The organism is Stenotrophomonas sp. JAG2 (assembly GCF_041080745.1).
GTDB lineage: Bacteria > Pseudomonadota > Gammaproteobacteria > Xanthomonadales > Xanthomonadaceae > Stenotrophomonas > Stenotrophomonas maltophilia_AA.
The window spans coordinates 47,368-61,862 of the sequence record NZ_JBEUMH010000011.1; the positions used below are offsets into that span (position 1 = coordinate 47,368).

Consider the following 14,495-nt stretch of genomic DNA (forward strand, 5'->3'; position numbering starts at 1 on the left):
CGCATCCTCTACCGGATAGCGGCCTTTTTCTTTTCCCGCAGGAGCTGTGCATGGCCGAAGCCGTACGCCACGACAAGACGGCACGCCAGCTGCGGCTGTTGTCCGATGCTCTGGACAGCGGGCGACTGGGTCCGGTGCGCCGGCTGGTCAATACCCTGGCGCCGGCGGAGATCGGCAACCTGCTCGAATCGCTGCCCCCGGGCAAGCGCGAAATCGTCTGGGGCCTGGTCGATCCGGAAGACGATGGCGAGGTGCTGGTCCACGTCGGCGAGGAAGTGCGCGAAAGCCTGCTGGCCGACATGGACCCGGACGAGATCATCGCCGCGGTCGAAGACCTGGACATCGATGACCTTGCCGACCTGGTCGAAGACCTGCCGGACACGGTCATCGATGAAGTGCTCAAGTCGATGGACCGCGAGAACCGCGAGCGGCTCGAGCAGGTGCTCTCCTATCCCGAGGACAGCGCCGGCCGCCTGATGAACCCGGACGTGGTGACTGTGCGCGCCGACGTCAACGTCGATGTGGTGCTGCGTTACCTGCGCCTGCGCGGCGAACTGCCGGACCACACCGATCACCTGTTCGTGGTCAGCCGCCGCCATCAGTATCTGGGCCGGCTGTCGCTGGCCGCGCTGGTGACGCACGAGGACAACACCCCGATCAACCGCCTGATCGATGACGAACAGCCGGCGATCGACGTCGGCGAGAGCGCCGAGGAAGTCGCGCGCCAGTTCTCCGATCATGACTGGGTCTCCGCCCCGGTGGTGGACGACAACAACATCCTGCTCGGCCGCATCACCATCGATGACGTGGTCGACATCATCCGGTCGCAGGCCGAGCACCAGGCGCTGGGCGCGGCCGGTCTGGACGAAGAAGAAGATCTGTTCTCGCCGATCAAGCGCGCCGTGCGCGGTCGAGTGGTCTGGCTCGGCATCAACCTGTGCACCGCGTTCCTGGCGGCCAGCGTGATCGGTCAGTTCGAGCTGACCCTGCAGAAGGTGGTCGCCCTCGCCGTGCTGATGCCGATCGTCGCCGGCGTCGGCGGCAATGCGGCCGTGCAGGTGCTGACCCTGATGGTGCGCGGCATCGCGCTGGGCCAGGTCGGCCAGAGCAACGCGCGCATCCTGCTGTGGAAGGAATCGCGGGTCGCGCTGATCAACGGCACCCTGATCGGCACCGTGGTCGGCATCATCGCCTACCTCTGGTTCCACAGCTTCCTGCTCTCGCTGGTGATCACGATGGCGCTGATCATCAACTTCTGCGCGGCCGCCCTGGCAGGCGTCCTGCTGCCGCTGCTGCTCAAGCGCATGAATGTCGACCCGGCCGTGGCCGGCACCGTGGTGGTCACCGCCGTCACCGACGTCATGGGCTTCTTCAGCTTCCTTGGCCTGGCCAGCCTGATCCTGCTGCACTGACCCTGGACTCCCGCATGGCCGTGACCCTCGACAATTACTTCGTCCCCGGCTGGCGCGACGCGGCCTATACCTGCGCCGCCTGCGAATGGCAGGGCAGCGCGCGGCAGATGCCGATGGAACTGCACGAAGACGAAGCGCAGTTCGACTGCCCACAGTGCGAGAACCCGATCCTGCTGGTGGTCCACCCCAGCCTGGCCCAGGTGCAGGCCGCCGCCGCCGAGGGTCACCCCGAGGCGATCGAACAGCTGGACATCCTCGCTTCGGTACCGCGCCCGCACTGATGCACTGCAAGATGCCCCGGCGCGCCACCGGGCCTAGACTGAAATCGATTTCAATCAAGGCACGGCAATGGCGCGACGCTGGGGTGGATGGCTGCTGTGGGCGGTGGCGATGATGACGGTGGCCGGCTGTGCGAGCAGCCCCGATACGTCAGGTGGCCGGTTTGTCGGCCGTGCGGTCAAGGTCGATGGCCAGACCGCCTACTACCAGGTGTTCGTACCACGCACTGCAGCCGCCTCGCGCGGCGACGTGCCGGTGGTGCTGTTCCTGCATGGCTCCGGCGAACGGGGTCGTGACGGCCGCCGGCAGACCCAGGCCGGTCTCGGGCCTTACCTGCGCCAGCATGCCACCACCTTCCCCGCGTTGGTCGTGCTGCCGCAGACCCCGGACGACCAGGAATGGTCGGGCGGGAACAACCGCATCGCGCTGGCCGCGCTGGATGCCGCCATCGCCGAATTCGGCGCTGATCCGCGGCGGCAGTACCTGACCGGCATGTCGATGGGCGGCTACGGCAGCTGGAACATCGCGCTGGACGCGCCACAGCGCTTCGCCGCGATCGTGCCGGTGTGCGGCGCGGTGCTGGCCCCGCGCGCAGTGCGCCCCACCCTGTTCGTCGAGGACGTCGCCCACGAGGCCGATCCGTACGCGGCCATCGCCCAGCGCCTGCGCAACGTCCCGATCTGGATGTTCCATGGCGCGCTGGACGACGTGGTGCCGCCGGAGGACGACCGCAAACTGCACGCCGCGTTCCAGCAGGCCGGGGCAAAGGATGTGCGTTACACCGAGTACCCCGACGGCAACCACAACGCGTGGGACGCCACGTATGCCGATTCCGCGATGTGGGAATGGCTGTGGGCGCAGAGGCGGTGATGGGCTGAGCGTTCGCCCGTTCGGTAGGTACCGACCGTTGGTCGGTACCTTTCCCCGACGCAAGGTCATGCGTTCCAGCGATACCCGACATGCGTTGGCGAAGAGACGATGGCGGCATGAACAGTCCGCGCCTCAGGCTGGGGCGATCATCCATCGCCGGCCATTCCTACACTCTCACCATGGTATGTCTGCACCGCCGCCCCTGGTTCAGTGACCCTCGCGACGCGACCGCCATGATGGGGCTGTTTCCACAGCTCGACGAGCAGGGGCTGTGCTGCTCACTTGCATGGGTGGTCATGCCTGATCACATTCATTGGCTGCTGGAGCTGCGCGCGCACCCACTGTCCTACGTTGCCCAACGGATCAAATCACGCAGTGCGCTGCTGTTGAACCGCCTGCACGGGCGAACCGGTCCGATGTGGCAATCCGGCTATCACGACCATGCCGTCCGGTCAGAAGAATCCCTGCGCAGGCATGCGATGTACATTGTTGGAAATCCCATCAGGGCAGGACTTTCAACGACGATGGGTGAGTATCCCTTCGCCTGGTGCAGATGGCCCATGGATGACCGATAGGTACCCACCGCAGGTGGGTACCGCCAACCGCACGCATCGACCAACGGTCGATGCCTACCGTGGGCCGAGACGCCTTACCCCAACAACGTTTCCAGCACCGCCATGCGCACCGCGACGCCGTTGGCGACCTGGCGCAGGACCCACGACTGCGGGCCGTCGGCCACCTCGTCGGTGACCTCCACGCCGCGGTTGATCGGGCCCGGGTGCAGCACGGCGGCATCGGTGCCCGCACGCTTCAGGCGTGTGGCATCCAGGCCGTACTGCGCGTGGTACTGCTCCAGCGAGGGCACCAGGCCTTCTTCCATGCGCTCGCGCTGCAGGCGCAGCATCATCAGCGCATCGGCGCCTTCCAGCATGGCGTCGAAATCATCGCCGACGATGCAGCCCTTGAGCGTGTCATCGTCCGGCAGCAGCGACTGCGGGCCGCAGACGCGGATCTCGCCGACGCCCAGCGTGCGCAGGGCATGCAGATCGGTGCGGGCCACGCGCGAGTGCTTCACGTCGCCGACGATGATGACCTTCATCTTCGAGAAATCGCTGCCCTTGGCCTGGCGCAGGGTCAGCATGTCCAGCAGGCCCTGGGTCGGGTGCGAGCTGCGGCCGTCGCCGGCGTTGACCAGGGCGGTGCCCTCGCCCGCCGCCGCCGCCAGCGCCGCCACCGCGCCATCATCGGGATGGCGCACCACGAAGCCGCGCACGCCCATCGCTTCCAGGTTCTTCAGCGTGTCACAGGCGGTCTCGCCCTTGCGGGTGGAGGACGTGGAGGCGTCGAAGTTCAGCACGTCCGCGCCCAGCCGCTGTGCGGCCAGCTGGAACGAGCTGCGGGTGCGCGTGGAGGGTTCGAAGAACAGCGTGCAGACCGCCGAGCCGCCGAGCACGTGGCGCTTGTTGCCGACCCGGCCAACAGCCGCATCACGGATCTGGCCGGCGCGGTCGAGCAGCTGCAGCAGGGTTTCGCGGGGCAGACCTTCCAGGGTCAGCAGGTGGCGCAGGCGTCCATCGGAATCGAGTTGCGAGGCGGTCATGGGCAGGGTCTGAGGGTCAGGAAACGGGGGTGGCGTCATCCGGGCTGGAGAGCCAGCGTTCGATGATGACTGCCGCGGCGACGGCGTCCAGCGCAGCGGCATCGCGGCGGCGTTTGCGGCCTTCGGCGCGCTCGACCGCGAACCGGCGGGCCGCCTCGACCGAGCTGGAGCGCTCGTCGACCAGCACCACCGGCAGTTTGAAACGTTCCCGCAGCTGGCGGGCAAAGCCCTGCGCACGCTTGCGGTTGGGCTGGTCCTGGCCGTCCAGGGTCAGCGGATCGCCGACCACCAAACCGTCCGGCCGCCATTCCTTGATCAGGCGCTCGAACGCGGTCCAGTCCGGTCCGTTGCCGTGCACATCCACCACCGCGATCGCGCGCGCATGGGTGCCGAACGAACTGCCGATGGCCACGCCGATGCGGCGCGAACCCACGTCGAACCCGAGCACCGTGCCATCACGGCGGATGGTCGGCGGCGCGGCTGCGGCGGGCACTGGCGTCGCCGGCTCAGACATGGCCGCTGTAATCGGTGAGGCGGAACAGGTCCACGCCGATGCGTGCCGCCGCGCCCTGCCAGCGCTCGTCGAACGGGGTGCTGAAGAGCAGCTCGGCATCGGCCGGCACGGCCAGCCAGCTGTTCTCGGCGAGTTCGGTTTCCAGCTGCCCTTCGCTCCAGCCGGCGCAGCCCAGGGTGACCAGCGCATTGCGCGGACCTTCGCCGCGGGCCATCGCTTCAAGGATGTCGCGCGAGGTGGTGAGGAACACACCCTCGCCCACGGCCAGGCTGGAATCCCAGCTGCGCGCATCATCATGGATCACGAAGCCGCGCTCGGGGTGCACCGGGCCGCCGTTGAGCACGACCTGGCTGCGCAGGGTGTCGCTGGTGGTGGTGATTTCCATCTGGGCCAGCACCTCGCCGAGGGTGTACTCGGAGGGCTGGTTGACCAGCACGCCCATCGCGCCGTTCTCGTCGTGCTGGCAGATCAGCGCCACGGTACGGGCAAAGGTGGGGTCGGTCAGCGACGGCAGCGCGACCAGCAGGTGGTGGGCAAGCGAAGTGGACAGTTCAGACATGGCCCCATTCTAGCCGCTGGCCGTGATGTGCGCTTTCGCGCTGACATAATGCAGGCCTGCGCGCGTGCCCCGCCCCCCGCGCGCCTGATCCGCCATCGCAAGGAGCTGCACGTGTCCGGTTACTGCCTCATCGCCCCCGGCCATCCGGTCCACGGCCACTACCATGACCATGAGTACGGCTTCCCGCAGCGCGAGGAGCGCGAGCTGTTCGAGCGGCTGATCCTGGAGATCAACCAGGCCGGCCTGAGCTGGGAGACCATCCTGAAGAAGCGCGAAGGCTTCCGCGCCGCGTACGACGGCTTCGACGTGGACACGGTGGCCGCCTATGGCGAGCGCGACATCGAGCGTCTGCTCAACGATGCCCGGATCATCCGCAACCGGCTCAAGGTCCATGCGGCGGTCCACAACGCCCAGGTGATCCAGCAGCTGCGGGCCAGCCACGGCAGCTTCGTCGCCTGGCTGGATGCCCACCATCCGCTGGACAAGGCCGGCTGGGTGAAGCTGTTCAAGAAGACCTTCCGCTTCACCGGCGGGGAGATCACCGGCGAGTTCCTGATGAGCCTGGGCTACCTGCCCGGCGCGCACAGCCCGGACTGCCCCGTGTTCAAGCGCATCGACACCCTCAAGCCCGCGTGGCGCCGGGCGTGAGGCATACCGCACTGCGGGTCGCGCTGCTCGCCGCTCTCACCCTCCCCTCGCTGGCCGGCGCCACCGGCCTGGACAACGTGCTGGCACGCCTGCGCGCGGAAATCGCCGCGATGCCGCCCGACGATCCCGCCCCGATCGACACCGTGCTGGCCCGTTACCGCGACGAGACCGGCATCGACCTGCAGATTCCGGTGGCCGGCGACAGCGATGCGCCGCTGCCCGCGCTGGTGCGCCCGCCCACCGTCACCCCGGCCGATTGGGACGCGGTGAGCCGCTACCTGCGCGATACCGATGCCCAGCACACCGTGCCGGTGGAGATGGGCGAGTTGTCCCTGTCCCTGCTCGATCTGGATGGCGACGGCCAGCGCGACCTGGTGCAGAGCGCCTACAGCGGCGGCACCGGCCTGTACACGCAGGTGGACATGCTGCGGCGGGATCCGCAGCGCGGCTTCGTCGTGCCGGACAGCCTGGACCCCCAGCGCCCGTGGGCACAGGGCCAGTACGGCCTCAGCGGGCGCGGCAGCGACCAGGGCCTCTACTGGCTGCGCATCGACGGGGTCAGCTACATCGCCTATCGCGACGGCGACTATTACGGCGACACCCTGCTGCTGAACCGGCCGCTGTCGGCCGACCCGCGCGAGCGCAGCCCCACGCAGCAGTTGAAGGTGCGCTACGGCCGCGAGCATCGGCTGGCCGATCCGGTGATGCATGTCGACGGCGATCCGCTGGATGTCCGGGCCACGGCGATCGCCACCGACCGCCGCCTGCTCCGGCACATCGAGCGGCTGCTGGGCGCGCTGACCGTCGACGGCGACGGCGTCGCGCATTTCGGCGATGAGCAGGGACGCTGCCCGGTTCCGGCCGGCACCGACCCCGGTGAAGCGGAGATCTGGCCGTGGCGGGGCGCGGGCAGCTACACCTTCGACACCGCTGCGGACACCGTGATCCGCTCGGGCCGACAGTGCTACAGCGCCACCCTCATCGCCCTGCGCAGCAGCTATGCCGGCGACCATGCGCTGTGCTGCCAGCTGTGGTTGTACCGCGGCCCCGGCGAGCAGGTGGCCACGCTGGACCTGCGCAGCCGCCGCTGGGTCTCCGGCGTGACCCTCGTGCCGGTGCCGCCGCAGGGGGAATGACCGGGCGTCAGACGCCCATGTAGCGGCCCGGGCGGTGGTTGAACATCAGCACCAGGCTGAGCACCACCGCGCCGATCGCCGAGTACATCACCTTGGACGGGGACAGCACCGAGAACGCCACGCACATCAGCAGCGTATCGAAGGACATCTGCACCTTGCCGGCGCTCCAGCCGCGGGTGCGCTGCAGGTACACCGCCAGGATGCCGATGCCGCCGAGGCTGGCCCGGTGGCGGATGTAGAACAGGATGCCCAGGCCGGCCAGCGCACCACCGACGATCGCCGAGTACAGCGAGCTCATGTGGGCGAAATCGGCCCAGCGCGGCAGCAGGTCGGTCAGTACGCCGCAGGCGGTGACCGCGGCGAAGGTCTTCAGGGTGAACTCCCAGCCCATGCGCCGCACGGCCACCCAGTAGAACGGCAGGTTGACCAGCACGAATACCATGCCGAAGTTCCAGCCGAAGGCGTAGTGGGCCAGAAACGCCAGCCCGGCCATGCCACCGATCATCAGCCCGCCCTTGGCGAAGATCGCCAGGCCGAGCGAAGCGACCAGGGTCGCCAGGACCATGCCTTGCACGTCCTCGGCCACGGAATGGCGTAGGGCTTTCTCGTCGGCCACGGTGCCGGCGCTGTCCGGTGGCGGGGTCAGCGGACCTGCGGTGACCAGGTGGCCGTCAGCGTCGTCGCACGGCGCGGGGCCATGGGAATCAAGGGACATGGGGGTGGGGGGTGTGACGTGGGGAGCGGTATTAGACACGATCGGCGTGACAGATGCTGCTGAAATCGATTCAGCCGGCCCAGGGACCCGAAATCGACATCCGCCGTTCATCCCGGCTGAACACCCTGCGGCTGCAGCATGCACGGGTACCCCGCTGTGCCCCTCCCTCCCTCAGGAGTTCCGTGCCATGCCCTACGTGACCACCGCCGACAACACCGAGATCTTCTACAAGGACTGGGGCAAGGGGCAGCCGCTCGTGTTCCATCACGGCTGGCCGCTCAGCGCCGATGACTGGGATACCCAGCTGCAGTTCTTCCTGCTGCAGGGCTATCGCGTGATCGCCCACGACCGCCGCGGCCATGGCCGCTCATCGCAGACCAGTGGTGGGCATGACATGGACACCTACGCCGCCGACGTCAATGCGTTGGCCGACCACCTGGACCTGCGCGATGCGATCCACATCGGGCATTCCACCGGGGGCGGCGAAGTCGCGCACTACGTGGCGCAGGCCAAACCCGGACGCGTGGCCAAGGCCGTGCTGATCGGGGCGGTGCCGCCGATCATGGTCAAGAGTGACGCCAACCCGGGCGGCACGCCGAAGGAGGTCTTCGATGGCTTCCGGCAGGCACTGGTGGCCGGCCGTGCCGCGTTCTACCGCGAGGTGCCGATTCCGTTCTACGGCTTCAACCGCGAGGGCACGCCCCCGCAGCAGGGCATCGTCGACAACTGGTGGCGGCAGGGCATGATGGGCGCGATCAACGCGCACTACGACTGCATCAAGGCCTTCTCGGAAACCGACTTCACCGAGGACCTGAAGAAGATCGACGTCCCGGTGCTGGTGATGCATGGCGACGACGACCAGATCGTGCCGATCGCCGATTCGGCGGAGCTGGCGATCACGCTGCTCAGGCACGGCAAGCTGAAGGTCTACAAGGGCTATCCGCATGGGATGTGCACGACGCATGCGGACGTGATCAACGCGGACCTGTTGGCCTTCATCCGCGGGTGAGGCGTGTGCCGACCAACGGTCGGCACCTACCCGAATGCGCTGGCCGTGTCGCGTGTGCCGACCAACGGTCGGCACCTACCCGAATGCTCTGGCCCGTATCGCGTGTGCCGACCAACGGTCGGCACCTACCGGGGATGCGTGGCACCGGTAGCGCACGACCGTTGGTCGTGCGCCCCACCGCCCCGCCTCAGCGGACCTCCGAAATCTCCACCCCATCCAGGCCCTGCGACAGCGTGCGTGCATCGCCGCCCTGCGAGAGCTTGATCCGCAGGCGGACTTCGTTCTGCGAATCGGCGTAGCGCAGCGCGTCCTCGTAGCTGATCTCGCCTGCCTGGTACAGCTCGAACAGGCTCTGGTCGAAGGTGCGCATGCCCAGCTGCACCGACTCTTTCATCACTTCCTTGAGCTTGTGGATTTCGCCGTCGCGGATGTAATCCTGGACCAGCGGCGTACCCAGCATGATCTCCATCGCGACCTTGCGCGATTTGCCATCCGGCGACGGAATCAGCTGCTGGGCGACCACGCCCTTGAGGTTCAGCGACAGATCCATCAGCAGCTGGTTGCGGCGGTCTTCCGGGAAGAAGTTGATGATGCGGTCCATCGCCTGGTTGGCGTTGTTGGCGTGCAGCGTGCACAGCACCAGGTGGCCGGTTTCGGCGAAGGCGATGGCGTGGTCCATGCCCTCGCGGGTACGTACTTCGCCGATCATGATCACGTCCGGCGCCTGGCGCAGCGTGTTCTTCAGCGCGGCTTCCCAGCTGTCGGTATCGATGCCGACTTCACGCTGGGTGATGATGCAGCCCTCGTGCTTATGCACGAATTCGATCGGGTCTTCGATGGTGATGATGTGGCCGGTCGAATTGTGGTTGCGGTAGCCGATCATCGCCGCCAGCGAGGTGGACTTGCCGGTACCGGTGGCGCCCACGAACAGGATGATGCCGCGCTTGGTCATCGCCAGCGTCTTGATGATCGGCGGCAGGCTCAGCTCTTCGATGGTGGGAATGCGCGTCTCGATCCGGCGCAGCACCATGCCGACCTGGTTGCGCTGGTAGAAGCAGCTCACGCGGAAGCGGCCGACACCGGACAGGCCGATGGCGAAGTTGCATTCGTGGGTCTTCTCGAACTCTTCGCGCTGCGCCGGCGTCATCACGTTCAGCACCAGGTCGCGGCTCTGCTGCGGCGTCAACGGGGTCTGGGTGATCGGCGAGATCTTGCCGTTGACCTTGATCGCCGGCGGCATGCCCGCGGTGATGAACAGGTCCGACGCCTTCTGGTGCGCCATCAGCTTGAGGAACGAGGTGAAGTCGATGGTGGTGGTGCTCATCGCGGTGTACTCCGAAGGTTTTCAGGAGCCGGCCAGCGGCCGGCACTACCACTATTCGAAAATCCGCTTGTCCTTGGCGTACTCGCGCGCCTGGTTGCGGGTGATCAGGCTGCGCTTGACCAGATCCTGCAGGTGCTGGTCCAGGGTCATCATGCCCATCTGCTGGCCGGTCTGGATCGCCGAGTACATCTGCGCGACCTTGTCTTCGCGGATCAGGTTGCGGATGGCCGGGGTGCCGACCATGATTTCCCAGGCTGCGGTACGCCCGCCACCGACCTTCTTCAGCAGTGCCTGCGAGATCACCGCGCGCAGCGACTCGGACAGCATCGAGCGCACCATCGGCTTTTCACCGGCGGGGAACACGTCGATGATGCGGTCGATGGTCTTGGCCGCCGAGCTGGTGTGCAGCGTACCGAACACCAGGTGGCCGGTTTCCGCGGCGGTCAGCGCCAGACGGATCGTTTCCAGATCGCGCAGTTCGCCGACCAGGATGATGTCCGGGTCTTCACGCAGGGCCGAGCGCAGCGCTTCGTTGAAGCCGTGCGTATCACGATGCACTTCGCGCTGGTTGATCAGGCACTTCTGCGAGGTGTGCACGAATTCGATCGGATCCTCGACGGTGAGGATGTGGCCGTATTCGTTCTTGTTGATGTGGTCGATCATCGCCGCCAGCGTGGTCGACTTGCCCGAACCGGTCGGGCCGGTCACCAGGATCAGGCCCTGCGGCTGGTCGATCAGCTCGCGGAAGATCGGCGGCACGGCCAGGTCTTCCAGCGTGAGCACCTCGGACGGAATGGTACGGAACACCGCACCCGCGCCGCGGTTCTGGTTGAAGGCGTTGACACGGAAGCGCGCCAGCGAGGGAATCTCGAACGAGAAATCGACCTCGAGGAACTCTTCGTAATCGCGACGCTGCTTGTCCGACATGATGTCGTACACCAGCGCGTGGACCTGCTTGTGGTCCAGGGCCGGAATGTTGATGCGGCGGACATCGCCGTCGACGCGGATCATCGGCGGCAGGCCGGCCGACAGATGAAGATCCGACGCTTTGTTCTTTACAGAAAACGCCAATAGTTCGGCGATATCCATGCGCTGCTACTCCCCATGACTGCTGCGACTGGAAGGTTCTTTCCCCGGGCGGCAGTATAGATCGAGATGTGCACAATACGCTCCAGCCCCTGATCCACCGGACCCGCCGTGACCGCCCAGACCCTGCCTGCCATCCTGACGAACCTGCACAACGCGGCGGTGGCCGCCGGGCGGCCAGACCCCGTCCTGCTGGCGGTCTCCAAGACCCAGCCGGCCGAGGCCGTGCAGGCCTTGGCCGCGCAGGGCCAGCGGGCCTTCGGCGAGAACTACGTGCAGGAAGCGGTAGCCAAGATCGAGGCGTTGGCGACACTGGGCCTGGAATGGCACCTGATTGGCCACCTGCAGTCCAACAAGGCCGAGCTGGCCGCCCGCCATTTCGACTGGGTGCAGAGCGTGGACCGGCCCAAGCTGGTCACAGCGCTGGCCACGCACCGCCCGGCCACCCACCCGCCGCTGAATGTGCTGATCCAGGTCAACATCGATGACGAGGACAGCAAGCACGGCTGCGCCCCACAGGACATCCAGACCCTCGCCGCTGCCATTGCCGCCGCCCCGCAGCTGCGCCTGCGCGGGCTGATGGCGATCCCGGCGCCCTGGCCGGAGACGGACCGCCGGCAGGCGGCCTTCACCACCATGGCCGCGTTGTTCGCCACGCTGGCCGCAGCGCATCCGCAGGTGGATACGCTGTCGATGGGGATGAGCAGCGACTACCCTGAAGCCATCGCCCATGGCGCCACGATGGTCCGCATCGGCACCGCGCTGTTCGGCGCCCGCCCGCGACCCGCCTGAGCGCCCCGCCCGTTCCAAGGAGAGTTCATGAGCACGTCCCCCATCACCTTCATCGGCGGCGGCAACATGGCCCGCAGCCTGATCGCCGGCCTGGTCCGCCAGGGCGTGGCCCCGGCCAGCATCCACGTCGCCGAGCCGGTGACCGGACTGCGTGATCAGCTGACTGCCGAGTTCGGCATCAGGACCTACGCCAGCGCGAGCGAAGCCGCCGCGCAGGGCACGGTCTGGGTGCTGGCCGTGAAGCCTCAGGTGCTGCGCGATGTCTGCGCTTCGCTGACCGATATCGCCCACGGCAAGCAGCCGCTGGTGGTCTCCATCGCCGCCGGCATCACCAGCGGCCAGCTGGACCGTTGGCTGGGTGGCGGCCAGGCCGTGGTCCGTGCGATGCCCAACACGCCGGCCCTGCTCGGCGCCGGCGTCACCGGGCTGTTCGCCACCGCCGCGGTGAGCGACGCGCAGCGCGCGCAGGCCGATACCGTGCTGGCCAGCGCCGGGCGCACCGTGTGGATCGACGACGAAGCGCGCATGGATGCGGTCACCGCCGTCTCCGGCAGTGGCCCGGCCTACGTGTTCCTGCTGGCCGAAGCGATGGAAGCCGCCGGCATCGCCCAGGGCCTGCCCGCCGACGCGGCCCGCACGCTGGTCGTGCAGACCCTGCTCGGTGCGTCGCGCATGCTGGACGAATCCGGCGAAGCCCCGGCCGAGCTGCGCCGCCGCGTGGCCTCGCCGAACGGCACCACCCAGGCCGCGATCGAGCGTTTCCAGGCCGACGGCTTTGAAGCCATGGTCGCGCGCGCGATCGACGCGGCGACGACGCGCGGGCAGGCATTGTCGGCGGCGAATGATTGACGACCAGACGCAGCCACGCATCGCGTGGCACTACCCCCTACGTTTAAGGGAAACATGCACATGAAGATCCTGCTTGTCGGTGCCAGCGGCACCCTGGGCCAGGCGGTCGCCAACACCCTCGGCGTCCACCACGAACTGATCCGCGCCGGTCGCCACGGCGGCGACGTGCAGGTCGATCTGACCGACGACGCCAGCGTGGACGCGCTGTTCGCGAAGGTAGGCAAGGTCGATGCGGTGATCGCGACCACCGGCCAGGTGCACTTCGGTCCGCTGGCGCAGATGCGGCCGGCCGACTTCAACCTGGGGCTGCAGGACAAGCTGCTCGGTCAGGTGCGGTTGAGCCTGGCCGCCCAGCATCACCTGAACACCGGCGGCTCGATCACCCTGACCAGCGGCATCATCAGTGCCCAGCCGATCCGCGACGGTGCCAACGCCACAGCCGCCAACGCCGCGCTGGAAGGATTCGTGCGTGCCGCCGCCTGCGAGCTACTGCCGCGCGGGCTGCGCATCAATGCAGTCAGCCCGAACGTGCTGGCCGAGTCGATGGACGACTACGGCGCGTATTTCCCGGGCTTTGAACCGGTGACGGCGCAGCGCGCGTCGCTGGCATACCAGCGTAGCGTGGAAGGCATACAGAGCGGGCAGGTGTTCACCGTCTGGTGAGGCGCAGGTTCGCCTCTTCAAGAGATCCTATTCGAGGGAAGGGTCTGGAATCTGTATCCCTGCCCGCTCCAATATCTCGATGGTCCGTCGAGCAAACTGCAGCGGAAGGTCGGTGCTCCCGCCAAACATGTCCACGAGGCCGATCTCCACCACACATTCGACAAGCATGCCGAACTCATCCGCGTCCTCCCCGCTCAGCAGGTGCTCGATCTCGGCAGGCAGGGCATCGCCTCGTCCACTCAGCTGAAGTGCGGCTCCGGCCGCCGCCCATGCAGGCAGATTCTCCGAGATGGGCATGGACTTCAGATGCGCCAGCAGTTCGACGACGCATGCACAGTGTTGGATCCCTTTCGCAGTGCAGTACTGGTACAGACAGGCGGCGCCGAAGAGCTGCTTGTTCGATGTCGACGCGTTTTCAAGCATCCGCAGGCGTTCATACCTATCCATGGTGGCCTTTTCCCACTGCAGGAATCCGAGGAACCGGAATTCTAGCTAGAACGGCCGCCGAGTACCCGGTAGCGCCGGCCGCTGGCCGGCTCCTGGCGACGGATGGAACTACGCGAGCCGGCCAGCGGCCGGCACTACTCCCAGCGGCGGGGGCCGTCGCCCTGATCGCCCAGCGTGTCGCCGGGATTGGTCAGGCGGCAGCGCTTCAACGACAGGCACCCACAGCCGATGCAGTCGGTGAGCTGGTCGCGCAGCAGCAGCAACTGCTCGATGCGCTGGTCCAGCTCGCTGCGCCACAGCGCCGACATCTTCGCCCACTCGGCCTTGGTCGGCGTCTTGTTCTCGGGCAGGGCGGCAAAGGCGGTCGCCACCGCTTCCAACGGCATCCCGACCCGCTGGGCCACGCGGATCACCGCCAGCCGGCGCAGCACGTCGCGCGCGAAACGGCGCTGGTTGCCGGCGGTACGCAGGCTGCGGATCAGGCCCTTGCGTTCGTAGAAATGCAACGCCGAGACGGCCACGCCGCTCCGCTTGGCGACTTCGCCTACACTCAATTCCTGCGCGATCACTGCTTGACCTCAACCATGGTTCA

The 14,495-nt window shown here is 67.3% G+C and carries 18 protein-coding genes; 10 read left to right on the plus strand and 8 right to left on the minus strand.

Translation table 11 applies throughout. The annotated features are described in order from the left end of the window. The first annotated feature begins 50 nt into the window (after positions 1-50). From mgtE to AB9O74_RS14595, 4 genes are all read left to right on the plus strand, one after another. Positions 51-1,412 (plus strand): magnesium transporter, encoded by a 1,362-nt coding sequence (gene mgtE, locus AB9O74_RS14580; RefSeq protein WP_176990845.1) that lies wholly within the window; start codon positions 51-53, stop codon positions 1,410-1,412. A 14-nt stretch (positions 1,413-1,426) separates the two neighbouring features. Beyond that, positions 1,427-1,693 (plus strand): hypothetical protein, encoded by a 267-nt coding sequence (locus AB9O74_RS14585; protein ID WP_369349727.1) that lies wholly within the window; start codon positions 1,427-1,429, stop codon positions 1,691-1,693. Positions 1,694-1,760: 67 nt separating this feature from the next. After that, complete coding sequence (locus AB9O74_RS14590) at positions 1,761-2,561, plus strand: prolyl oligopeptidase family serine peptidase (protein ID WP_369349728.1); 801 nt, start codon at positions 1,761-1,763, stop codon at positions 2,559-2,561. Between the two features lie 116 nt (positions 2,562-2,677). Next, entirely contained in the window at positions 2,678-3,136 is a 459-nt protein-coding gene (locus AB9O74_RS14595; RefSeq protein ID WP_369349729.1) for a transposase, read from the plus strand. Positions 3,137-3,210: 74 nt separating this feature from the next. On the opposite strand, the gene AB9O74_RS14600 is transcribed toward AB9O74_RS14595, so the two are convergent. The 3 genes from AB9O74_RS14600 to AB9O74_RS14610 are packed head-to-tail and all read right to left on the minus strand — an operon-like array spanning position 3,211 to position 5,234. Further along, positions 3,211-4,161, minus strand: a complete 951-nt coding sequence (locus AB9O74_RS14600) for an aspartate carbamoyltransferase catalytic subunit (protein WP_019185395.1) — start codon at positions 4,159-4,161, stop codon at positions 3,211-3,213. A gap of 16 nt (positions 4,162-4,177) precedes the next feature. Beyond that, a complete protein-coding gene (gene ruvX / locus AB9O74_RS14605) occupies positions 4,178-4,675 on the minus strand; it encodes a Holliday junction resolvase RuvX (RefSeq protein ID WP_369349730.1) in 498 nt (165 codons plus the stop codon). Beyond that, positions 4,668-5,234, minus strand: coding sequence for a YqgE/AlgH family protein (locus AB9O74_RS14610; RefSeq protein WP_346492557.1), 567 nt, complete (start codon positions 5,232-5,234; stop codon positions 4,668-4,670). The genes ruvX and AB9O74_RS14610 overlap by 8 nt, the downstream gene beginning before the upstream one ends. Before the next feature lie 111 nt (positions 5,235-5,345). On the opposite strand from AB9O74_RS14610, the gene AB9O74_RS14615 reads away from it, so the two are divergent. After that, positions 5,346-5,882 carry a DNA-3-methyladenine glycosylase I gene (locus tag AB9O74_RS14615; RefSeq protein WP_346492558.1) on the plus strand — a complete coding sequence of 179 codons (537 nt, stop codon included), beginning with the start codon at positions 5,346-5,348 and terminating at the stop codon, positions 5,880-5,882. Then, positions 5,879-7,018, plus strand: coding sequence for a hypothetical protein (locus AB9O74_RS14620; RefSeq protein WP_369349731.1), 1,140 nt, complete (start codon positions 5,879-5,881; stop codon positions 7,016-7,018). The genes AB9O74_RS14615 and AB9O74_RS14620 overlap by 4 nt, the downstream gene beginning before the upstream one ends. Positions 7,019-7,025: 7 nt before the next feature. Here AB9O74_RS14620 and AB9O74_RS14625 read toward each other — a convergent pair whose 3' ends face one another. Next, positions 7,026-7,733 carry a YitT family protein gene (locus AB9O74_RS14625; RefSeq protein WP_369349732.1) on the minus strand — a complete coding sequence of 236 codons (708 nt, stop codon included), beginning with the start codon at positions 7,731-7,733 and terminating at the stop codon, positions 7,026-7,028. A gap of 187 nt (positions 7,734-7,920) precedes the next feature. On the opposite strand from AB9O74_RS14625, the gene AB9O74_RS14630 reads away from it, so the two are divergent. Further along, positions 7,921-8,742 carry an alpha/beta fold hydrolase gene (locus tag AB9O74_RS14630; protein WP_369349733.1) on the plus strand — a complete coding sequence of 274 codons (822 nt, stop codon included), beginning with the start codon at positions 7,921-7,923 and terminating at the stop codon, positions 8,740-8,742. 187 nt (positions 8,743-8,929) lie between these two features. On the opposite strand, the gene AB9O74_RS14635 is transcribed toward AB9O74_RS14630, so the two are convergent. Both AB9O74_RS14635 and AB9O74_RS14640 read right to left on the minus strand, forming a co-directional pair. Next, positions 8,930-10,066, minus strand: coding sequence for a PilT/PilU family type 4a pilus ATPase (locus tag AB9O74_RS14635; protein WP_369349734.1), 1,137 nt, complete (start codon positions 10,064-10,066; stop codon positions 8,930-8,932). A gap of 51 nt (positions 10,067-10,117) precedes the next feature. After that, the gene (locus AB9O74_RS14640; RefSeq protein ID WP_038690018.1) at positions 10,118-11,155 is read right to left on the minus strand and encodes a type IV pilus twitching motility protein PilT; all 1,038 of its coding nucleotides are present in this window, start codon (positions 11,153-11,155) and stop codon (positions 10,118-10,120) included. Positions 11,156-11,263: 108 nt separating this feature from the next. On the opposite strand from AB9O74_RS14640, the gene AB9O74_RS14645 reads away from it, so the two are divergent. The 3 genes from AB9O74_RS14645 to AB9O74_RS14655 are packed head-to-tail and all read left to right on the plus strand — an operon-like array spanning position 11,264 to position 13,456. Beyond that, positions 11,264-11,944: a YggS family pyridoxal phosphate-dependent enzyme gene (locus AB9O74_RS14645; RefSeq protein WP_369349735.1), complete on the plus strand. Its 681-nt coding sequence runs from the start codon at positions 11,264-11,266 to the stop codon at positions 11,942-11,944. A 27-nt stretch (positions 11,945-11,971) separates the two neighbouring features. Beyond that, positions 11,972-12,793, plus strand: coding sequence for a pyrroline-5-carboxylate reductase (gene proC / locus AB9O74_RS14650; protein ID WP_369349736.1), 822 nt, complete (start codon positions 11,972-11,974; stop codon positions 12,791-12,793). A 60-nt stretch (positions 12,794-12,853) separates the two neighbouring features. Beyond that, complete coding sequence (locus AB9O74_RS14655) at positions 12,854-13,456, plus strand: short chain dehydrogenase (RefSeq protein ID WP_176991069.1); 603 nt, start codon at positions 12,854-12,856, stop codon at positions 13,454-13,456. Positions 13,457-13,483: 27 nt separating this feature from the next. Here AB9O74_RS14655 and AB9O74_RS14660 read toward each other — a convergent pair whose 3' ends face one another. Both AB9O74_RS14660 and soxR read right to left on the minus strand, forming a co-directional pair. Then, positions 13,484-13,903 (minus strand): hypothetical protein, encoded by a 420-nt coding sequence (locus AB9O74_RS14660; protein WP_369349737.1) that lies wholly within the window; start codon positions 13,901-13,903, stop codon positions 13,484-13,486. Positions 13,904-14,037: 134 nt separating this feature from the next. After that, positions 14,038-14,472 (minus strand): redox-sensitive transcriptional activator SoxR, encoded by a 435-nt coding sequence (gene soxR / locus AB9O74_RS14665; RefSeq protein ID WP_176990998.1) that lies wholly within the window; start codon positions 14,470-14,472, stop codon positions 14,038-14,040. Positions 14,473-14,495: the final 23 nt, after the last annotated feature.